Annotated in this window: 16 protein-coding genes; 12 read left to right on the top strand and 4 right to left on the bottom strand. The window is 69.8% G+C overall.

Features of this window, described 5'->3' with window-relative positions; genetic code table 11:
• Positions 1-16 precede the first annotated feature (16 nt).
• On the top strand, positions 17-1,483 hold the full coding sequence (locus D457_RS0115315; protein WP_017581546.1) for a catalase: 1,467 nt from the start codon (positions 17-19) through the stop codon (positions 1,481-1,483).
• Between the two features lie 92 nt (positions 1,484-1,575).
• On the opposite strand, the gene D457_RS0115320 is transcribed toward D457_RS0115315, so the two are convergent.
• The gene (locus D457_RS0115320; protein ID WP_017581547.1) at positions 1,576-2,043 is read right to left on the bottom strand and encodes a hypothetical protein; all 468 of its coding nucleotides are present in this window, start codon (positions 2,041-2,043) and stop codon (positions 1,576-1,578) included.
• 303 nt (positions 2,044-2,346) lie between these two features.
• Between D457_RS0115320 and D457_RS0115325 the strand changes: the two genes are divergently transcribed.
• A complete protein-coding gene (locus D457_RS0115325) occupies positions 2,347-3,723 on the top strand; it encodes an NAD(P)/FAD-dependent oxidoreductase (protein ID WP_039831322.1) in 1,377 nt (458 codons plus the stop codon).
• On the opposite strand, the gene D457_RS32630 is transcribed toward D457_RS0115325, so the two are convergent.
• Both D457_RS32630 and D457_RS0115335 read right to left on the bottom strand, forming a co-directional pair.
• Positions 3,708-4,490: a hypothetical protein gene (locus D457_RS32630; RefSeq protein WP_017581549.1), complete on the bottom strand. Its 783-nt coding sequence runs from the start codon at positions 4,488-4,490 to the stop codon at positions 3,708-3,710. The genes D457_RS0115325 and D457_RS32630 overlap by 16 nt on opposite strands.
• Before the next feature lie 127 nt (positions 4,491-4,617).
• Complete coding sequence (locus D457_RS0115335) at positions 4,618-4,908, bottom strand: metal-sensitive transcriptional regulator (RefSeq protein ID WP_017581550.1); 291 nt, start codon at positions 4,906-4,908, stop codon at positions 4,618-4,620.
• A gap of 1,811 nt (positions 4,909-6,719) precedes the next feature.
• Here D457_RS0115335 and D457_RS36185 point away from each other — a divergent pair.
• The 6 genes from D457_RS36185 to D457_RS0115375 all read left to right on the top strand — a co-directional run bounded on the left by D457_RS36185 (position 6,720) and on the right by D457_RS0115375 (position 12,668).
• Positions 6,720-6,908: an LPXTG cell wall anchor domain-containing protein gene (locus D457_RS36185; protein WP_160167405.1), complete on the top strand. Its 189-nt coding sequence runs from the start codon at positions 6,720-6,722 to the stop codon at positions 6,906-6,908.
• 61 nt (positions 6,909-6,969) lie between these two features.
• On the top strand, positions 6,970-7,215 hold the full coding sequence (locus tag D457_RS0115355; RefSeq protein ID WP_017581553.1) for a DUF2630 family protein: 246 nt from the start codon (positions 6,970-6,972) through the stop codon (positions 7,213-7,215).
• A gap of 125 nt (positions 7,216-7,340) precedes the next feature.
• Positions 7,341-8,117 carry a DUF4126 domain-containing protein gene (locus tag D457_RS32640; RefSeq protein WP_017581554.1) on the top strand — a complete coding sequence of 259 codons (777 nt, stop codon included), beginning with the start codon at positions 7,341-7,343 and terminating at the stop codon, positions 8,115-8,117.
• Positions 8,118-8,321: 204 nt separating this feature from the next.
• On the top strand, positions 8,322-8,999 hold the full coding sequence (locus tag D457_RS0115365) for an HAD family hydrolase (RefSeq protein ID WP_017581555.1): 678 nt from the start codon (positions 8,322-8,324) through the stop codon (positions 8,997-8,999).
• A gap of 246 nt (positions 9,000-9,245) precedes the next feature.
• A complete protein-coding gene (locus D457_RS0115370; protein ID WP_017581556.1) occupies positions 9,246-11,246 on the top strand; it encodes an acetoacetate--CoA ligase in 2,001 nt (666 codons plus the stop codon).
• A 156-nt stretch (positions 11,247-11,402) separates the two neighbouring features.
• Positions 11,403-12,668: a heparan-alpha-glucosaminide N-acetyltransferase domain-containing protein gene (locus D457_RS0115375; protein ID WP_017581557.1), complete on the top strand. Its 1,266-nt coding sequence runs from the start codon at positions 11,403-11,405 to the stop codon at positions 12,666-12,668.
• A gap of 42 nt (positions 12,669-12,710) precedes the next feature.
• Here D457_RS0115375 and D457_RS0115380 read toward each other — a convergent pair whose 3' ends face one another.
• The gene (locus D457_RS0115380) at positions 12,711-13,403 is read right to left on the bottom strand and encodes a hypothetical protein (protein WP_017581558.1); all 693 of its coding nucleotides are present in this window, start codon (positions 13,401-13,403) and stop codon (positions 12,711-12,713) included.
• A 220-nt stretch (positions 13,404-13,623) separates the two neighbouring features.
• Between D457_RS0115380 and D457_RS34805 the strand changes: the two genes are divergently transcribed.
• The 4 genes from D457_RS34805 to D457_RS0115400 all read left to right on the top strand — a co-directional run bounded on the left by D457_RS34805 (position 13,624) and on the right by D457_RS0115400 (position 17,890).
• Complete coding sequence (locus tag D457_RS34805) at positions 13,624-14,175, top strand: barstar family protein (RefSeq protein WP_017581559.1); 552 nt, start codon at positions 13,624-13,626, stop codon at positions 14,173-14,175.
• 348 nt (positions 14,176-14,523) lie between these two features.
• Positions 14,524-15,471, top strand: coding sequence for a deoxyribose-phosphate aldolase (gene deoC / locus D457_RS0115390; RefSeq protein WP_026116679.1), 948 nt, complete (start codon positions 14,524-14,526; stop codon positions 15,469-15,471).
• Positions 15,472-15,474: 3 nt separating this feature from the next.
• Positions 15,475-16,905: an aldehyde dehydrogenase family protein gene (locus D457_RS0115395; protein WP_017581561.1), complete on the top strand. Its 1,431-nt coding sequence runs from the start codon at positions 15,475-15,477 to the stop codon at positions 16,903-16,905.
• The gene (locus tag D457_RS0115400) at positions 16,898-17,890 is read left to right on the top strand and encodes an aldehyde dehydrogenase family protein (protein WP_017581562.1); all 993 of its coding nucleotides are present in this window, start codon (positions 16,898-16,900) and stop codon (positions 17,888-17,890) included. The genes D457_RS0115395 and D457_RS0115400 overlap by 8 nt, the downstream gene beginning before the upstream one ends.
• Positions 17,891-17,909 lie beyond the last annotated feature (19 nt).

Consider the following 17,909-nt stretch of genomic DNA (forward strand, 5'->3'; position numbering starts at 1 on the left):
TAAGGGGAGATCCTTCATGGTCGACTACCGGCCAGAATCCCAGGGCACCACCACCAACGCAGGAATCCCGGCACCCAGCGACGAGCAGTCCCTGAGCGTGGGCCGGGACGGGCCCGTCGTCCTGCATGACGCCTACCTCATCGAGAAGATGGCGCAGTTCAACCGGGAACGGGTGCCCGAGCGGGTGGTGCACGCCAAGGGCAGCGGAGCCTACGGCACCTTCCGGGTGACCAACGACGTCAGCCAGTACACCTGTGCGGACCTTTTCCAGCCCGGGCGTGAGACCCCGATGCTGGCCCGGTTCTCCACGGTGGCGGGGGAGATGGGCAGCCCGGACACCTGGCGCGACCCGCGCGGCTTCGCTTTGAAGTTCTACACGCAACAGGGCAACTACGACATGGTCGGCAACAACACGCCGGTCTTCTTCATGAAGGACCCGCAGAAGTTCCAGGACTTCATCCGGTCCCAGAAGCGAGACCCGCGCACCGGCCTGCGCGACAACACCATGCAATGGGACTACTGGTCCCTCTCGCCGGAGTCCGCGCACCAGGTCACCTGGCTCATGGGTGACCGGGGTATCCCGAGGACCTGGCGCAACATGGACGGGTTCAGCTCGCACACCTACCAGTGGATCAACGCCAAGGGGCAGCGCTTCTGGGTCAAGTACCACTTCCGGACCGACCAGGGCAACGACTTCCTCACCCAGGAGGAGTCGGACCGGATCGCCGGTGAGGACGCCGACCACCACCGCCGCGACTTGTTCGAGGCGATCGAGCGCGGCGACCACCCTTCGTGGACGCTGAGCATGCAGATCATGCCGCTCGACGAGGCCGCGGACTACCGGTTCAACCCGTTCGACCTGACGAAGGTGTGGCCCAAGGGCGACTACCCGCTGATCGAGGTCGGGCGGATGACGCTCAACGAGAACCCGGGGAACCACTTCATCCACATCGAGCAGGCCGCGTTCGAGCCCTCGAACCTGGTGCCGGGCATCGGCCCTTCGCCGGACAAGATGCTGCTGGGCCGCCTGTTCTCCTACCCCGACACCCACCGCTACCGGATCGGGGTCAACTACACCGAGCTGCCGCCGAACCGGCCGCATGTGCGGGTGCGCTCCTACGCCAAGGACGGACACATGCGTCAGTTCGCACCCGACACCGCGGCGGTCTACCACCCCAACTCCTTCGGTGGTCCCGACGCGGGCCGCCAGGAGGGTGTGGAGCAGGCGACCTGGCAGGTGGAGGCGGCCGAACTGGTGCGCGAGGCCTACACCCAGCACCGTGACGACGATGACTTCGTCCAGCCCCGCGCACTGATCCGCGACGTCATGGACGACGCGGCCCGCGACCGGCTCGTGCGCAACGTGGTCGGTCACATCTCCGCCGTCACCGACGACGGCGTGCGCTCACGGGCGGTCAAGTACTGGACCGACATCGACAGCGAGATCGGTTCCCGTGTCTCCCAGGGCCTCAACGGGGGCTGATCCGGAAGCCGGGAGGCGTACACGGCTGGGGCGGGTGGTCGTGACCACCCGCCCCTCACTGTTTACCGGGAACCATCCCGGCCTGCCCGCCCCTACCGGAGGTTGAGGCCGAGACCGCCCACGACGTCCTCCACCGGCTGGGTGACATCGCCGGTGTCGACGTCCTCGACCGGCAGGTCCCCGGTGACGTCGTCGGTGTCGATCGGGAGTTCCCCGGTCACGTCGTCGGTGGAGAGCGGCAGGTCGAGCGCCTCGAGAGCGCCCAGCGGGTCTTCAAGTTCCAGCAGCGCCTGGAGCGCTGCCAGGGCGTCGGGATCGCTGAGCAACTCGACGGCGTCCTCGTTGGCCAGGATCTCCTGGACCTGCGGGTCCTCGAGCAGGGCCTCCGCCTCGGGTGAGAGGCCCTCGAGCTCGCCGGTCACGTCGTCCGCGACTTCGGTGACCTCGTCCACGGTGTCGGTGACCTCCTCCGGCGGGTCGGCGAAGGCCGCTCCCACGCCGAACACGGTCAGTCCTCCGGCCAGTACGGCCGTGGTGGCGATCCTGGTGAACGCACGCATACGCGTTCTTGCCCCTCTCTGAGACACGGGTCAGCACGTTCTGTTTGTGCATGACCACATACAGTCACCCAGTCTTGACTCCATGAAACCAATAGCGGGTTTTGTCCCGGTGAAGGCCCCGTATGCCTTTGCGGAGGCGAGCCAACGGCCGACAAAGACCCGGGAACGACTCGCGTGGGAACCCGTCGAATCGAACCCCGCAGCCGTACATTCGGCAGCGGTGAAGTGGGTACGCCCGCATCCGACGGCCCACAGACGCGAAGGACGTCCCGCCCCCCGATACGAAGAAGGAGCGGTGAACACATGTCTCGGCCTCGGATCGTGGTGGTCGGCGCAGGTTTCGGTGGCCTGCACACCCTGCGCCACCTGGAACGACGTATCCCCAACGGTGCGGCTGACATCGCGCTCGTCGCGCCGCACGACTACATGCTTTACAGCCCGCTGCTGCCCCAGGTGGCCTCGGGGCTGCTCACCCCGCAGTCGGTGGCCATGTCGGTGCACCGGCTCACCCGCAAGACCCGGCTGGTTCCCGGGCACGCGATCGGGGTGGACACCCAGGACCGCACGGTGGTGGTGCGCAGGCCCACCGGGGAGCTCCTGCCCTGCAAGTATGACCGGCTCGTCCTGGCGCCCGGCGCGCTCACCAGGGAGTTCGACATCCCCGGGCTCACCCAGCACGCCTACGGCGCCAAGACCCTGGCCGAAGCGGTCCTGCTGCGGGATCACGTGCTCGCCCAGCTGGAGCTGGCCAACGACTCCAGGGACCCGGTCGAACGCGAGGAGCGCTGCCGGTTCATCGTGGTCGGTGGCGGTTACACCGGCGTGGAGACCGCGGCCTCGCTGATGAGATTGTGCGAGGAGGCTGCCCGGCGCTACCCCGAGTTGCGCTCGGTCATCCGCTGGCACCTGGTGGACATCGCGCCCAAGGTGCTGCCCGAACTCGGCGACCGGCTTGGCCGTAAGGCCCTCGACCTGCTCCGTAACCTCGGCATCGAGGTCAAGCTCAAGGTGACGGTGCGGGAGGTGACCGCGGACAAGGTGGTCCTCACCGACGGGCGCGCACTGCCCTGCCGCACCCTCATCTGGACCGCCGGGGTCACGCCCAGCCCGCTGATGGAGACCCTCGGCAAACCGACCCAACGCGGCCGCCTGGAGGTCGGCGCGGACCTGGCGGTGCCCGGGCAGTCCGACGTGTTTGCGATCGGCGATGCCGCGGCGGTGCCTAACCTCTCGCACGCCGAGAGCGCCTACTGCCCGCCCACGGCCCAGTACGCCACCAGGCAGGCCGCCACCGTCGCCCAGAACGTGGTCAACTCGGTTCTGGGCCGACCGCTGCGGGAGTTCAAGCACAAGGACATGGGCCTGGTGGTGGACCTGAGCGGCAAGGACGCACTGGCCAGGATCCTGCAGTTCGACCTGAGCGGGCTGCCGGCGCTGGCGGCCACTCGCGGCTACCACCTGATTTCGGTACCGTCCCCAACTGCGCGGGCGCGCATCGCCGCCAACTGGAGCATCCGCGCCTTCACCGGGGGAGAGGTCTCCCGGCTGGGGTTCGCCGACGAGGGCCGCCCCTCGTCGTTCGTGGCCAACGAGAGCGTTCAGTACCTGGACGAGACGGCCTCCCGTTCGGAGGGCGCCCGACTGCTCGACAACGAGCGCGAGCGTTACGGCGAGGACTGAGGCGGAGCCTGGGGGTCGAACTCGGATCCGGTCGCGGTCACTGGCCCGGATCCGGATGCCGGTTCGGGCTCGGCTGCGGGCTTGGGAGAAGCCTCGGGCCCGGGGCCGGACCCGCGGAGCAGGGCGCGGGCCCGGCGCCAGCGGTGGACGACCACCACGGCGGTGGCGCCCGAGAGGAGCACGGCGGCCAGGGCGACCGGCCAGACCCCGACGCTCTCCAGCAGGGACTCGGCGTACCGGCGGCTGGTGGAGGTCGGGTCGGCGAGGACCGCCGTGACGAAGACCGCGGACAGGACGGTGGTGGCCACGGCCACCACCGTTCCGCCTCTGCCGGTCATCCCCATCCGGCGGCGCAGGACCCCGCCGGCCTCGATGATGCGGGTGACGCGCAGGAGCCGCAGGGTCCCGGCGACCCGGAGGAGCCGCAGCACCTGGGTCGGGCCGAGCGCGAAGAAGACCGCGGGCAGGGTCACCGCCGCCACGAATGTGCTCCACTTGTGGGTGCGCAGCCAGCCCAGCTTGTTCTCGGCCAGCGCGATGAGCAGGATCCACTCCACCCACAGGACAAGCCCGGCCAGCCAGTTGACCCGGTGCCCGAACTCGGCCCACCAGCCGTCCCCCCACATGCCGAGGAAGACGGCGGGGACGGAGACCACCGCGCAGATCAGCACCGGCAGGGCCAGCCGACGCTCCAGTGTGCGGGCGCGGCTGTTCTCCGCGGGGCCGTCTTCGGGCGCTTCGGCGACAGGCGGAAGTTCGGGGGACATGACCGGTACGTTAACCCTGGTGCTTGGCCCTCGGCGCGGGTTGGCCGGGTCCGGCCGAGGGCTCGTGGAGGTGCGGGGGAGAGAACGGCGCCGAGGGACGGTGTCGGCGGGCCGGTGGTGGGAACGGTCAGGAACGGACCAGGCGGGCGATCGCGTCCGAGGCCTCACGGACCTTCTCGTCGGCCTCGTCGCCGCCGTTGGCGACGGCGTGTGCCACGCAGTGCTTGAGGTGCTCGTCGAGCATGGACAGTGCGAAGGAGCGCAGGGCCTTGTTGACCGCGGAGGTCTGGGTGAGGATGTCGATGCAGTACTGGTCGTCCTCGACCATCCGCTGAAGGCCGCGGATTTGTCCCTCGATCCGACGGAGCCGGTTGATGTGGCTCTGCTTGTCGTTGCTGTAACCGTGGTTCGCCGCCATGCCACCGTTTCCGTGTTGTTCCTGCTCAGCTGCCATAACAATACCCCCTCAAGGTATTCAAGTGAGGAGCTTCGCGGTCTATTCCGCCCTCCCGGCCGCCGTCGGGGGAACCATTTGTCACCAACCTGGCCGTACGAGAAGTTTCCCAGACGGGAGGGGTTCTAGGGCCAGTGAGGGCTGGGTGTCCCGTCGGTGCGGCACAAGGGGCGGCCGTGCCTCCGGGGTGGGGGCGGCCGAAAACCATACTATTGCTCAGAGTAGTTACATAATTACTTTGAGTGGAGGCAGTGGTGGCGGCACGGACAGTGGAAGAACGGTCCACATCGGTCAGGCGGGTGGGGGTGGCCGTGGTGGCCTCGGTTCTGCTCGCCTCGGGGGGCATCGCGGCCGGTGCGACCTTCAGCGCCCGCGATGCGATCGCCCAACCGGCCACACCCTACGCGTCCAGCACCTGGGGTCAGCTCGTCCTGGACCCCACGGTCTACGGTGACGGCGCGGTCTCCGGCACTCTCACAGAGCTGGAGGTGAGCGGTGACGGCAACCAGCAGTGGGACATCAACACCGGTCCCGGCTCCGACATCTCCGACAACCTCACCTCCGCGACCGGTACCGCCGAGGTCAACGTGGTCAGCGGGCCGGAGTCGGCGATGACCAACGCCAACGGCGCCTTCACCAATCTGGACGTGCCTCCCCCCACCGCTGGCGGGGCGGCCTCCCTCATCACCCAGGGGGCGCAACAGCCCGACGGCCAGTACCGCATCTTCACCGTCTCCACCTGGAACAACCGGGTGCAGTGCGCCCCACCCGCCGGGGTCATCATCCAGGATTCCACCACCGCGCCGATGTTCATGGGGCGGTTGGTGGACGCGCCTTTGCCCAACGCCCCCGGAACCGCCGTCACGGAGCTCGACTTTCCGGGGGACTACGGGGACGGGATCACCAACGCGCACGTCACCGTGACCATCACGCACGTCTACGAGATCGACGACCCCTACATCGGTCACGCGCGCACCGACTACACCGCCGTGGTGCAGGGACAGGACGCCGAAGGCAACCCGGTCGGCGCCCCGGTGACCCTGTTCGACATGATCCTGGGCGATGTCCGCGCCGACTGCCACCCGCTCCAGCCCTCGCCCAGCCCGACCCCGACTCCCACGCCGTCGCCGACCGAATCGCCCAGCCCGACCCCGAGCCCTACTCCGACTCCGACCCCGAGCCCGACCCCTACTCCGACTCCGACCCCGAGCCCTACTCCGACTCCGACCCCGAGCCCGACCCCGAGCCCGACCCCGAGCCCTACTCCGACTCCGAGCCCGAGCCCGAGTCCGTCGCCGGATCCGACGCCGCCGGAGTCACCTAGTCCTGATCCGACCCCGTCTCCGACACCGAGCCCGACGCCGAGTCCGACCGAGTCGCCGAGTCCGTCGCCGGATCCGACGCCGCCGGAGTCACCTAGTCCTGATCCGACCCCGTCTCCGACACCGAGCCCGACGCCGAGTCCGACCGAGTCGCCGAGTCCGTCGCCGGATCCGACGCCGCCGGAGTCACCTAGTCCTGATCCGACCCCGTCTCCCACACCGAGCCCGACGCCGAGTCCGACCGAGTCGCCGAGTCCGTCGCCGGATCCGACGCCGACGGAGTCACCTAGTCCTGATCCGACCCCGTCTCCCACACCGAGCCCGACGCCGAGTCCGACCGAGTCGCCGAGTCCGTCGCCGGATCCGACGCCGACGGAGTCACCCAGTCCTGATCCGACCCCGTCTCCGTCGCCCACCGAATCTCCGAGTCCGAGTCCGTCACCGTCGCCCACGGTGTCGCCGAGTCCGTCTGACCCGCCCACCTACCCCACCGACCCCGTGCCGCCCAAGCCCGAAACTCCGGCCGACAAGCCCAGGCTGCCGGTGACCGGCGCCAGTGTCACAGCCCTGGTGATCGGCGGCCTGATGGCCATCGGCGCCGCGGTCCTCGCGTTCGTGGTCTCGCGCAAACGTTCCGTCTAGACCGGGCAATCCCGGGACCGGAGCCCTTGCCCCGGTCCCGGGCCGTGCTGACCATGGCGGTATGAGCGACAGCGACGAGCAAGACATCATGACGACCATCCGCGGTCTGATGGACGAGGAGCACACGCTCCGCTCTACTCCGGGAGGGCTGGACCCGAAGGAGCGCGGCCGGATGAAGGAGGTCGAGGAGTCACTCGACCAGTGCTGGGACCTCCTCCGTCAGCGCCGGGCCCGCCGCGAGTTCGGTCAGGACCCGGACGAGGCCGAGGTCCGACCCGTCTCCGAGGTCGAGAATTACCGCCAATAAAGGCGTGTAGGCGAAACCACCCGCCATCCACGAGCATCTACGACAGGTGACTGGTGCCGGTCCGCGCCCTCGGCCCGGCACCCGGTCCTGTTCGGCCCCCTGTCCGGCGCGCACGAAGGAACCGCATGTTCGCCTCCCTCACCGGTATCGGCCTGGCCTCGGCCGCCGGGCTGAACGCCTACATACCCCTCCTCGTCCTCGGTCTGCTCGCCCGTTACACCGACCTCCTCCCGCTGAGCCCGACCTGGACGTGGCTGGAGCACCCCGTCACCCTGATCATCCTCGGGGTGCTGCTCGTCGTGGAGTTCGTGGCCGACAAGGTGCCCGCCATCGACACCATCAACGACGTCCTACAGACCTTCATCCGACCCACCTCGGGCGGTATCACCTTCGGTGCCGGGGCCTCCACCTTCACGCTCACCGAAATCACCGGTGAGGCCTCCGGGATGTCGGCCGTCACGGGCGGGGTCGTCTGGGGAGCGGTGATCGCGGGGGCGACGATCGCCCTGTTCTTCCACCTGGCCAAGGCAATCGCCCGGCCGGTGATCAACGTCCTCACCTTCGGTCTCGGCGCGCCCGTGGTCTCCTTCCTGGAGGACGTCGCCAGCTTCTTCGTGGCGCTCCTGGCCGTGCTGCTGCCCCTGCTGATCGTGATCGTGTTCCCGCTGATGCTCATCCTCGGGGTGTGGGCGATCCGCAAGGGCCGTAAGGTTCGCGCCGAGAAGCGCGCTCAGAAGCAGGACCAGCGCGCGGCCAGCCGACCCGCTCAGGACCCCGGCCCCGGCGCCTGGCAGGCTCCCCCGCGCGGTCACACTCCCCAGGGGCACGATCACGGCCAGGGCCATGGCACTTGGCAGGGTCCTGGCCCCGGGGCCGCGCAGAGCCCTCCTCCCGGAACCTGACCGGGGTACGCCCCGGGGAACCGGCAGGGGCCGGGCCAGCATGGATCCTGGGACGGCCGGTAAACAGTAGGGCGCTTCCGGCGGACCTACCCTGGCCACCGGAGTCGGCCCCACCGCCAGAGCACCGCCTGGCCAGGGCAAACCCCCATGGGGTGGCGGAAAACGCATATCGGAGGCGGTCCCTCTGGTCGTAAAGTTCTCCCAATGGCTGAGATGACTTCCCTGAAAACCAACACCCACCACATCGTCTGGGACTGGAACGGCACCCTCCTGGACGACAACCACGCCAACCTCGCCGCGGTCAACGCGGTCTGTGCCCAGTTCGGCCGCGCGCCGGTCGAGATGGACTACTGGCGCTCCGTCTTCCGCCGCCCCCTCATTCCCTGCTACGAGGAGCTCCTCGGCCGGAGCTTCGCCGAGGACGAGTGGGAGCGCGCCGAGAAGATCTACGACTCCAGCTACCTGGAGCAGCTGCACACCTGCGAGCTGGCCTCGGGTGTACCCGACGTCCTCCACGAGTGGGCCAGCGCGGGCGGTACCCAGTCCCTGCTGTCCATGGCCTCGCACGGGCACCTGGTGCCCCTCATCACCGAGCGCGGGCTGACCCCGCACTTCACGCGGGTGGACGGCCGCAAGTTCGAGACCGAGCACGACTCCAAGGCCGAGCACCTGGTCTACCACCTGGAGCACCAGGAGTTGGACCCGTCGAAGGTGGTGCTCATCGGCGACATCGACGACGACGCCCGCGCCGCCCGCGAGGCCGGGGCCCAGCCGATCCTGGTCGCCAGCGGCCTGATGGCCCGCGAGCGCCTGGAAGCCACCGGCGCCCTGGTCGTGGACACCCCGCTGGACGCGGTCGCCGCCGTCCGCCAGCTCGTCTGATGGTCGGATCTTTGGCCTGGGTGTCGCACGGAACCTGACTCCCCATCGCGGTCAACGTGGCCCGCCCACCCTTCGAATCCTCTTCGGGGGTGGGCGTTCCACGTTTCGGTGGCCCCCGCCATGACCTGCGTACTTCGCCGCTGTCGCGGGTATCCGTTAGGCCGGACCGGGCCGTGTCCCCGATCATGGGGTGTTGTTAGATGGGTCTCACAGCAACACACAGCCACGCTATTGGGAAGGCCTGCAATGACGGAGAGCAGCGTGCCCCGTGTGCTCTGGGAGCCCGACGAGGACCGGATCGAGTCGTCCAACATCGTCGCGTTCGCCCGATGGGCCGCACAGGAAAAGGGGGTCAAGGCCTTCGGTGAGAGCGGGTCCACCGCCGCCGCGGACTTCGACTACGACGCCCTGTGGCGCTGGTCGGTGACGGACGTCGACGGCTTCTGGGCATCGATCTGGGAGTTCTACGGGGTCAGCTCCAAGACCCCCTACGAGCGGGTCCTGGCCGACCGGAGCATGCCGGGCGCCCAGTGGTTCCCCGGCGCCACCCTCAACTACGCCGAGCACGTCTTCGAGGGACGTGCCGCCGACGAGGTGGCCATCCGGCACGCCACCGAGCTCCGCGCGCTCGACTCCTGGACGTGGGGCGACCTGCGCGAGCGCACCGCCGCGATCGCCGCGGGCCTGCGGGAGCTCGGGGTCGGCGAGGGCGACAGGGTCGCCGCCTACCTGCCCAACCTCCCTGAGACCGCCGCCGCGTTCTACGCCGTGGCCTCCCTCGGCGCGATCTGGTCCTCCTGCTCGCCCGACTTCGGGGTGCGCAGCGTGATCGACCGCTTCGCCCAGATCGAACCCAAGGTCCTGCTGGCCGTGGACGGGTACCGCTACGGCGGCAAGGACTTCGACCGCCGCCCGGTGGTGGAGGAGCTGCGCGCCGCGCTGCCCACCGTCGAGCACACGGTCCTGCTCGACTACCTCACCCCCGGTGCCGCCCTCGAGGGGAGCCTGCCCTGGGCCGAGCTCACCGAGCGCGGGGCGGGTGCCGAACTCACCTTCACCCCGGTCCCCTTCGACCACCCCCTGTGGGTGCTCTACTCCTCGGGCACCACCGGCCTGCCCAAGGCGATCGTCCAGGGCCACGGCGGCATCCTCCTCGAGCAGCTCAAGAACCTGAACCTGCACCTGGACGCCCAGGCGCACGACCGGGTCTTCTGGTTCACCACCACCGGCTGGATGATGTGGAACTTCCTGGTCAGCGTGCTGCTGACCAAGGCCTCCATCGTGCTGTACGACGGCAGCCCGGCGTCTCCCGACCTGGGTGCCCTCTGGGACCTGGCCGCCGAGGCCGGGGTGACGGTCTTCGGGACCAGCGCCGGCTACCTGTCCTCCTGCATGAAGGAGGGCGTCCACCCGCGCCAGGGCCGCGACCTGTCCGCGCTCAAGGCGATCGGCTCCACCGGCTCCCCGCTCAGCCCCGAAGCCTTCTCCTGGGTGTACGAGGAGTTCGGCGACGACCTGTGGCTGTTCTCCACCAGCGGCGGCACCGACATCTGCAGCTGCCTGGTCGGCGGCACCCCCACCCTGCCCGTCCACGAGGGCGAGATCCAGTCGCGCGGCCTGGGCATGGCCGTGGCCTCCTGGGACCCCGACGGCAACGAGCTCATCGGTGAGGTCGGCGAGCTCGTGGTCACCGAACCCGCGCCGTCCATGCCGGTCTTCCTGTGGGGCGACACCGACGGGGAGCGGCTCAAGGACAGCTACTTCGCCGTCTACCCCGGCATCTGGCGGCACGGCGACTGGATCGAGATCACCGAGCGCGGCACCGCGATCATCTACGGCCGCTCGGACTCCACCATCAACCGCGGCGGCGTGCGCATGGGCACCAGCGAGATCTACCGCGCCGTCCTGGCCCTGGAGGACGTTGTGGATGCCCTGGTCGTGGACGTACCCCAGCAGGACGGGTCCTCCCGGATCGAGCTCTTCACGGTGCTGCGCGAGGGCGCGGACCTGGAGGGCGGCCTGCCCAAGGAGATCGCCCGCCGGATCCGCACGGACTGCTCGCCGCGCCACGTCCCGGACCGGGTGCGCGTCATCGAGTCAGTGCCGCGCACCCTGTCCGGCAAGGTGCTGGAGGTCCCGGTCAAGCGCATCCTGATGGGCGAGAGCCCGGAGAAGGTCGCCAGCCGCGACTCGCTGGCCAACCCGGAGGCGCTGGACTACTTCAGCGACCTGGCCGCCGACGACTGAGTCCGGGCACGATCCCGCTCGCGGTTCACCCGCAGCTGAGGGGCCTCGGGGCAGCAGCCCCGGGGCCCCGGGCGTCTTCGGGTGTGGCCGGCTGTGGCCGTCAGGGGAGCGTCAGGACTTTGGATACCCGCGCGAACGCGGCATAGCCTGGCGGATGTGGCACAGAATCAGTCAGAGGACACCGGCGCGGTCCCCGACGCCCGGCCTCCAGCCAAACGACGTATCGACGGCATCGACGCCGCTCGGGCGCTGGCGGTGTTCGGGATGTTCGCCGTACACCTCGGCGTGGTCTCCTTCGGGCTGCTGCCGGAAGAGCAGGGCTGGGAGCTGCACAGCCTCGTGCGCGGCAACTCCTCCGCCCTGTTCGCCTTCCTCGCCGGGGTGTCCCTGGCCCTGATGACCGGCCGGACCCGGCCGGTCGAGGGGGACTCCCTGCGCCGGGCCGGTGTGCGCATCCTGGCCCGCGCGCTGCTGATCGGGCTGCTCGGGTTCGTCCTGGACGCCTTCGCTGTCCCGGTCGCGATCATCCTCACCTACTACGCCGGTTTTTTCGTGCTGGCGCTTCCACTGCTCCGGGCGCGCGCCGCCCTGCTGTGGACGGCTGCCGGGATCCTCACCCTGCTGGGACCTGTCGTGTCGTTCCTGCTGCGCCAGGACCTGTTCCCGGGCGGCCTGCGCACGGCCGCGCTCACCTCCTTCACCGAGTTCTTCCTGACCGGCTACTACCCGGCGATCACCTTCATGGCTTTCGTCATCGCCGGTATGGCGGTGGGGCGGACCGACCTGACCGCCACTGCTGTGCGGATCCGGATGGCGGTCGCCGGCGTGCTCATGGCGGCCACCGGCTACCTGGGGTCCTGGGTCCTGCTCAACCCGCTGGGCGGATGGGACCGGTTGACCGAGGCGCACATCCTCAACGGCGGCTCGCTGAGCTCGGTCGACCCCGGGACGGCCGAGGAGGCGCGGTACGCCGCGACCGACGCCGCGCACAGCATCAGCGGGCAGGTGCCCACGGACTCCTGGTGGTGGCTGGCGGTGAACACCCCGCACACCGGCACCACCTTCGAGATCTTCGAGGCGGTCGGCCAGGCGCTGGTCGTACTGGTCGTGTGCATGCTGCTCGCCGAGCGGCTGCCGCGCCTGATGTACCCGCTGACCTCCGTGGGCCGGATGCCGCTGACCGTTTACTCCGGGCACATCCTGGTCCTGGCGGTGATCGTGGCCCTGCACCCGCAGAACGCCGCGGGCGGCCCCTGGTACCTGGAGATGTTCATTCTGGGCTCGTTCGTCTTCGCCTGCCTGTGGCGCTGGGCCGTGGGCCGGGGCCCGTTCGAACTGCTCCTGGGCAACTTCGCCGACGGCGCGGTCAACGTCGTGGAGAGCGCCCGAGCCGACCGCGAACGGAACCGCGGCACGGGCTGAACCCACACGGGTCGAAGCCCCATCGGCTGACCGGCGTGCGCGTCAGTCGGTGCGGTCCCCGGCGCGCTTGATGTGCGCCGAGGTGCGGTCCTGGTGCGCCAGGGTGTCCGTGGTGGTGCGCGTGTTCTGCCGGATGAGGCGGCGGGCGTCGTCGGCGGCCGAACGCGCCACCGCCGGGCTGGCCACCGGCCGCGCCGACAGTTCGGTCTCCTCGGGCAGGCCGATGTCCATGGGCAGCCCGGCCCTGCTGATCACCCGCAGTTGTGCCGACTCCTGCGACTGCGAGGGCCGGATATCGCCGTCCGGGGTCTTCCAGGCCGCCAGCCGGTGGGCGAACCACCGGGTGCCCCGGTACTCGGGGCCCCGTTCCCAGTCCACTCCGTCCGGCCGGTGGGCCAGGGCGTGCTGGAGGTCGGCCAGGGTCCACCCGGCGGAGAAGAACCGGGCGCTCTCGGCCTTGAGGTAGCGGAAGTCCACCCCGCGCAGCGAGGCGTCCTCCCGGCGCAGCAGCTCACAGGCGTCGTGCACCGCGTGCGGGGTGTGCCGGGGGCGGTGCAGCGGGTCGGCCTCGGGCTTGCGCAGGAGGGAGTCGTTGATCGTCACGATCACCTCGCCCCGGCGGTTGTCCCAGATATCCACGTCCTCGCGCGCCCACCCCTGCGACTCGGCCAACGCCGTGGCCAGTCTGCGCAGGTCGACCTGACTGTCGTCACTACTGATCCGGAACTCCGCCATGGGTCCAGGGTAGGCCCTGCGGACGAGACCGAGCCCGCGAGCGCCCCGTCCGGTGGGCACGGTCTGACAGAGCATCCCTACCCGCGGGTAAGAGGTCATGGGCGCCGCCGAAAACTCCAACGAGTTGATCGCGGGCCTTCGCAACAGCGGCCATTTGCCGTCGCACTGTGTCACGAAGAGCGAGGCGGCCGAGTCCGGCCCCTGTGGAAAAGGAGTAGTAGTGCTGATCGATATCTCGGGGGAATCCACCGAGAGTGGAATTCGTTCCGCTTTCGTCCGCGCTCTGGGCCTTCCGTCCGAGGCCGGGCGGGATTGGTCCGAGCTGACCGATGCCCTCGTTGAGGCGAGCGGGCGGTTCGGTGGGATCCGCGTGGTCGGCTGGAACAGGGCCAACGAGGTCTGCCCGGAGGGGGCGGCCGCGGTGACGTGCCTGTCCCGGGAGCTCGGCCGCCTGTCCGACCCGGTCGTGCTCACCCTTGACGGCTCCGTCGTCCCGGACGAGGTGACGGTGGATCTGGGCAGCGTGTCCACCCCGTGGGAGCTCCACCGGGTGCTCAAGGCCGAGTTGGGCTTCCCCGGCTTCTACGGGATGAACTGGGACGCTTTCTGGGACGCGATCACCGGCTTGGTGGATCTGCCTACAACCCTGCGGTTCACGGGGTGGCGGCACCTGGAGGAGACCTGTCCACGGGACGCCGGGATCATGCGGGAGATGCTGGAGGAAGACCTAGCGGCGGACCGCAGGCGCCGCAGCCTCTCCTTCGACGACTGAGCGGTTCCTGCGGCCGGGGGCCGACCTCCGCACGGCCGGACTCCGCCTCCGCAGAGGCCGAGTCCGGTCTAGACCGCAGGTGGCTCTGCTGTGCCGACCGGGAGAGCCGAAACCGCGATTTTTGGGCTTTCTTTGCGCAGGATTGGATGAAAGGACGATTCCACCAGCGGTGTCGCCTTGGAGCCTTCTCCAACCTTGCGAGGTGCATACCCGCGGGGGCCTGACGGCGACCCGGCCCGGGGTTATGGTGACTGCCTGACGGCGGGGGACACCCACCCCGCGTCGAGCGAGGACACGCCGTTTGCGCTGGCAGCAGCGCGCGGCCCCAGTTGAACCGACGAGCTGTAGGTGCCCGTGCCCCACACCGCATTCGCGCCCGAGGCGACGACCAACCACGCGCTCCGGGCCTATCTGCACGGCCTTCCGGGGGTCGACGAGGTCGGCGCCCGCGCCCGTGCCCAGGACCTGTCCACCCGGTCGATCAAGACCACCGCCAAGGCGAAGGCCATCGACCTGGCCATTTCCATGGTGGACCTGACCACCCTCGAGGGCGCCGACACACCCGGCAAGGTCCGGTCCCTGTGCGCCAAGGCCGCCCTGCCCGATCCGACCGACCGCACCGTGCCGCACGTGGGCGCCGTGTGCGTCTACCCGGACATGGTCGCCACCGCCGTCGAGGCGCTGCGCGGCACCGGGATCGGCGTGGCCTCGGTGGCCACCGCCTTCCCCGCCGGGCGCGCGCCCTTGGAGGTCAAACTGGCCGACACCCGGCAGGCGGTCGCCGACGGTGCGAGCGAGATCGACATGGTGATCGACCGCGGCGCCTTCCTGTCCGGCGACTACCTGAAGGTCCACGAGGAGATCGTCGCGGTCAAGGAGGCCTGCGGTGACGCCCACCTGAAGGTCATCCTGGAGACCGGTGAACTGGTCACCTACGACAACGTGCGCCGCGCCTCCTACTTGGCGATGCGCGCGGGCGGTGACTTCATCAAGACCTCCACAGGCAAGGTCGCCCCAGCCGCGACGCTGCCGGTCACGCTGATCATGTTGGAGGCCGTGCGCGACCACTTCGCCGCCACCGGCCGCCGGATCGGCGTTAAGCCCGCGGGCGGCATCCGCACCACCAAGGACGCCATCCGCAACCTGGTGCTAGTCAACGAGACCGCCGGGCCGGAGTGGCTGACCCCGGACCTGTTCCGGATCGGCGCCTCCAGCCTGCTGAACGACCTGCTCATGCAGCGCACCAGGCTGTCCACCGGCACCTACCCGGGCCCCGACTACTACACGCAGGACTGAGCCGTGATCTTCGAGTACGCGCCCGCACCGGAGTCCCGCTCCGTCGTCAGCCTGCGCGAGACCTACGACCTGTTCATCGACGGCGAGTTCGCCCCGGCGCAGAGCGGTGAGTACCTCACCTCGCTCAACCCGGCCGACGAGGAGAAGCTCGCCCAGGTGGCCGTGGCCGACCCGGCCGACGTCGACCGCGCCGTCGCCGCCGCCCGACGCGCCTACGACACCGTGTGGAGCCGCATGAGCGGTGCCGAACGCGGCAAGTACCTGTTCCGCATCGCCCGGATCATCCAGGAGCGCTCGCGCGAGCTGGCCGTCCTAGAGTCGATGGACAACGGCAAACCCATCAAGGAAACCCGCGACGTCGACCTCCCGCTGGTCGCCGCGCACTTCTTCTACTACGCCGGCTGGGCCGACAAGCTCGCCCACGCCGGGCTGGGCCCCGACCCGAAGCCGCTCGGCGTGGCCGCACAGGTCATCCCGTGGAACTTCCCGTTGCTCATGCTCGCGTGGAAGATCGCCCCGGCCCTGGCCACCGGCAACACCGTGGTGCTCAAGCCCGCCGAGACCACCCCGCTGACCGCTTTGGTCTTCGCGCAGATCTGTCAGGAGGCGGAGCTGCCCCCGGGTGTGGTCAACATCCTGACCGGCGCCGGGGAGACCGGCCGGGCCCTGGTCGAGCACCCGGGCACCGACAAGGTCGCCTTCACCGGTTCCACCGAGGTCGGCCGCCAGATCGCCCGCGCCGTGGCTGGGACCGACAAGCGCGTCACCCTGGAGCTGGGCGGCAAGGGCGCCAACATCGTCTACGACGACGCTGCCCTGGACCAGGCCGTGGAGGGCGTGGTCTCCGGCATCTTCTTCAACCAGGGCCACGTGTGCTGCGCCGGTTCGCGCCTGCTCGTCCAGGAGTCCGTCGCCGAGGAGTTCCTGCCCCGGCTCAAGGCACGGATCGAAAAGCTGCGCCTGGGTGACCCACTGGACAAGAACACCGACATCGGCGCGATCAACTCCGCCGCCCAGCTGGAGCGGGTCCGCGAGCTCACCGCCACCGCCGACGAGGAGAACGTCGAGCGCTGGTCGCCCGCCTGCGACCTGCCCGAGCGCGGCTACTGGTTCGCGCCCACCGTGCTCACTGGCGTCAGCCAGGCGCACCGGGTGGCGCGCGAGGAGATCTTCGGCCCCGTGCTGTCGGTGCTGACCTTCCGCACCCCGGAGGAGGCCGTGACCAAGGCCAACAACACCCCCTACGGGCTGTCCGCGGGGGTGTGGACCGAGAAGGGCTCCCGCATGCTGTGGACCGCCGAGCGCCTGCGCGCCGGTGTGATCTGGTCAAACACGTTCAACAAGTTCGACCCGACCAGCCCCTTCGGCGGCTACAAGGAGTCGGGATACGGCCGCGAGGGCGGGCGACACGGTTTGGAGGCCTACCTTGGCTGAGCGGCGCGAGAACAAGAAGAAGGGCGCTGCTAAGGGCGGCGCCAAGGCCAAGGCCGCCAAGTCGGCTGAGACCGAGACGGCGGCCCAGCCGGCTGAGTCGGCTGCCGTTCCGGCGCGCCTGGCCGTGAAGAAGACCTACAAGCTCTACCTCGGCGGGGCCTTCCCGCGTTCGGAGTCGGGCAGGAGTTACCCCGTGACCTCAGCGGACGGCACCCACCTGGCCAACGCCTCGCTGGCCTCCCGCAAGGACGCGCGCGACGCCGTCGGCGCGGCCCGCAAGGCCTTCGGCGGCTGGTCCGGGCGCACCGCCTACAACCGCGGCCAGATCCTGTACCGGGTCGCCGAGGTCATGGAGGGGCGCCGCGCCCAGTTCGCCGCCCGGCTCGTGGACGCCCAGGGGCTGTCCGCGGCCGAGGCCGACCGGATCGTGTCCGCGGCCGTGGACCGCTGGGTGTACTACGCGGGCTGGACCGACAAGTTCGCCCAGGTCCTGGGCGGGGCCAACCCGGTCTCTGGGCCGTTCTACAACCACTCCGCACCCGAACCCACCGGGGTGGTCGCGGTGTTCGCACCGCAGGACGCCCCGCTGCTCGGGCTGACTTCGGTGCTCGCCCCGGTCATCGCCACCGGCAACACCGCCGTGGTGGTCACCTCCGAGACGGCGCCGCTGACCGCGATCGAGCTGGCCGAGGTGCTCGCCACCTCCGACCTGCCCGGTGGTGTGGTCAACCTGCTCACCGGCAAGGCCGCGGAGATTGGTCCGCACCTGGCCTCGCACGCCGACGTCAACGCCCTGGACCTGACCGGGGCCGGGGACTCGGTGGTGGAGTTCGAGCGGGACGCGGCGACCACCCTCACTCGGGTGCTGCGCCCCGGACCCGAGGCCGACGGCGGCGAGGACGCCTGGCTCGACACCGACCCCGGAACCTCCAGGTTGACGCCCTTCCTGGAGACCAAGACGGTCTGGCACCCGGTCGGGGTGTAAGACTGGCGGCCCGGCCCGT

Origin of the sequence: Nocardiopsis valliformis DSM 45023 (assembly GCF_000340985.1) — a bacterium.
GTDB classification, from domain to species: Bacteria; Actinomycetota; Actinomycetes; order Streptosporangiales; family Streptosporangiaceae; genus Nocardiopsis; species Nocardiopsis exhalans.

Coding starts and splice junctions, on each gene's coding strand:
- D457_RS0115315 (WP_017581546.1), top strand. CDS start 17: ATGGTCGACTACCGGCCAGAATCCCAGGGCACCACCACCAACGCAGGA.
- D457_RS0115320 (WP_017581547.1), bottom strand. CDS start 2,043: ATGCGTGCGTTCACCAGGATCGCCACCACGGCCGTACTGGCCGGAGGA.
- D457_RS0115325 (WP_039831322.1), top strand. CDS start 2,347: ATGTCTCGGCCTCGGATCGTGGTGGTCGGCGCAGGTTTCGGTGGCCTG.
- D457_RS32630 (WP_017581549.1), bottom strand. CDS start 4,490: ATGTCCCCCGAACTTCCGCCTGTCGCCGAAGCGCCCGAAGACGGCCCC.
- D457_RS0115335 (WP_017581550.1), bottom strand. CDS start 4,908: ATGGCGGCGAACCACGGTTACAGCAACGACAAGCAGAGCCACATCAAC.
- D457_RS0115355 (WP_017581553.1), top strand. CDS start 6,970: ATGAGCGACAGCGACGAGCAAGACATCATGACGACCATCCGCGGTCTG.
- D457_RS32640 (WP_017581554.1), top strand. CDS start 7,341: ATGTTCGCCTCCCTCACCGGTATCGGCCTGGCCTCGGCCGCCGGGCTG.
- D457_RS0115365 (WP_017581555.1), top strand. CDS start 8,322: ATGGCTGAGATGACTTCCCTGAAAACCAACACCCACCACATCGTCTGG.
- D457_RS0115370 (WP_017581556.1), top strand. CDS start 9,246: ATGACGGAGAGCAGCGTGCCCCGTGTGCTCTGGGAGCCCGACGAGGAC.
- D457_RS0115380 (WP_017581558.1), bottom strand. CDS start 13,403: ATGGCGGAGTTCCGGATCAGTAGTGACGACAGTCAGGTCGACCTGCGC.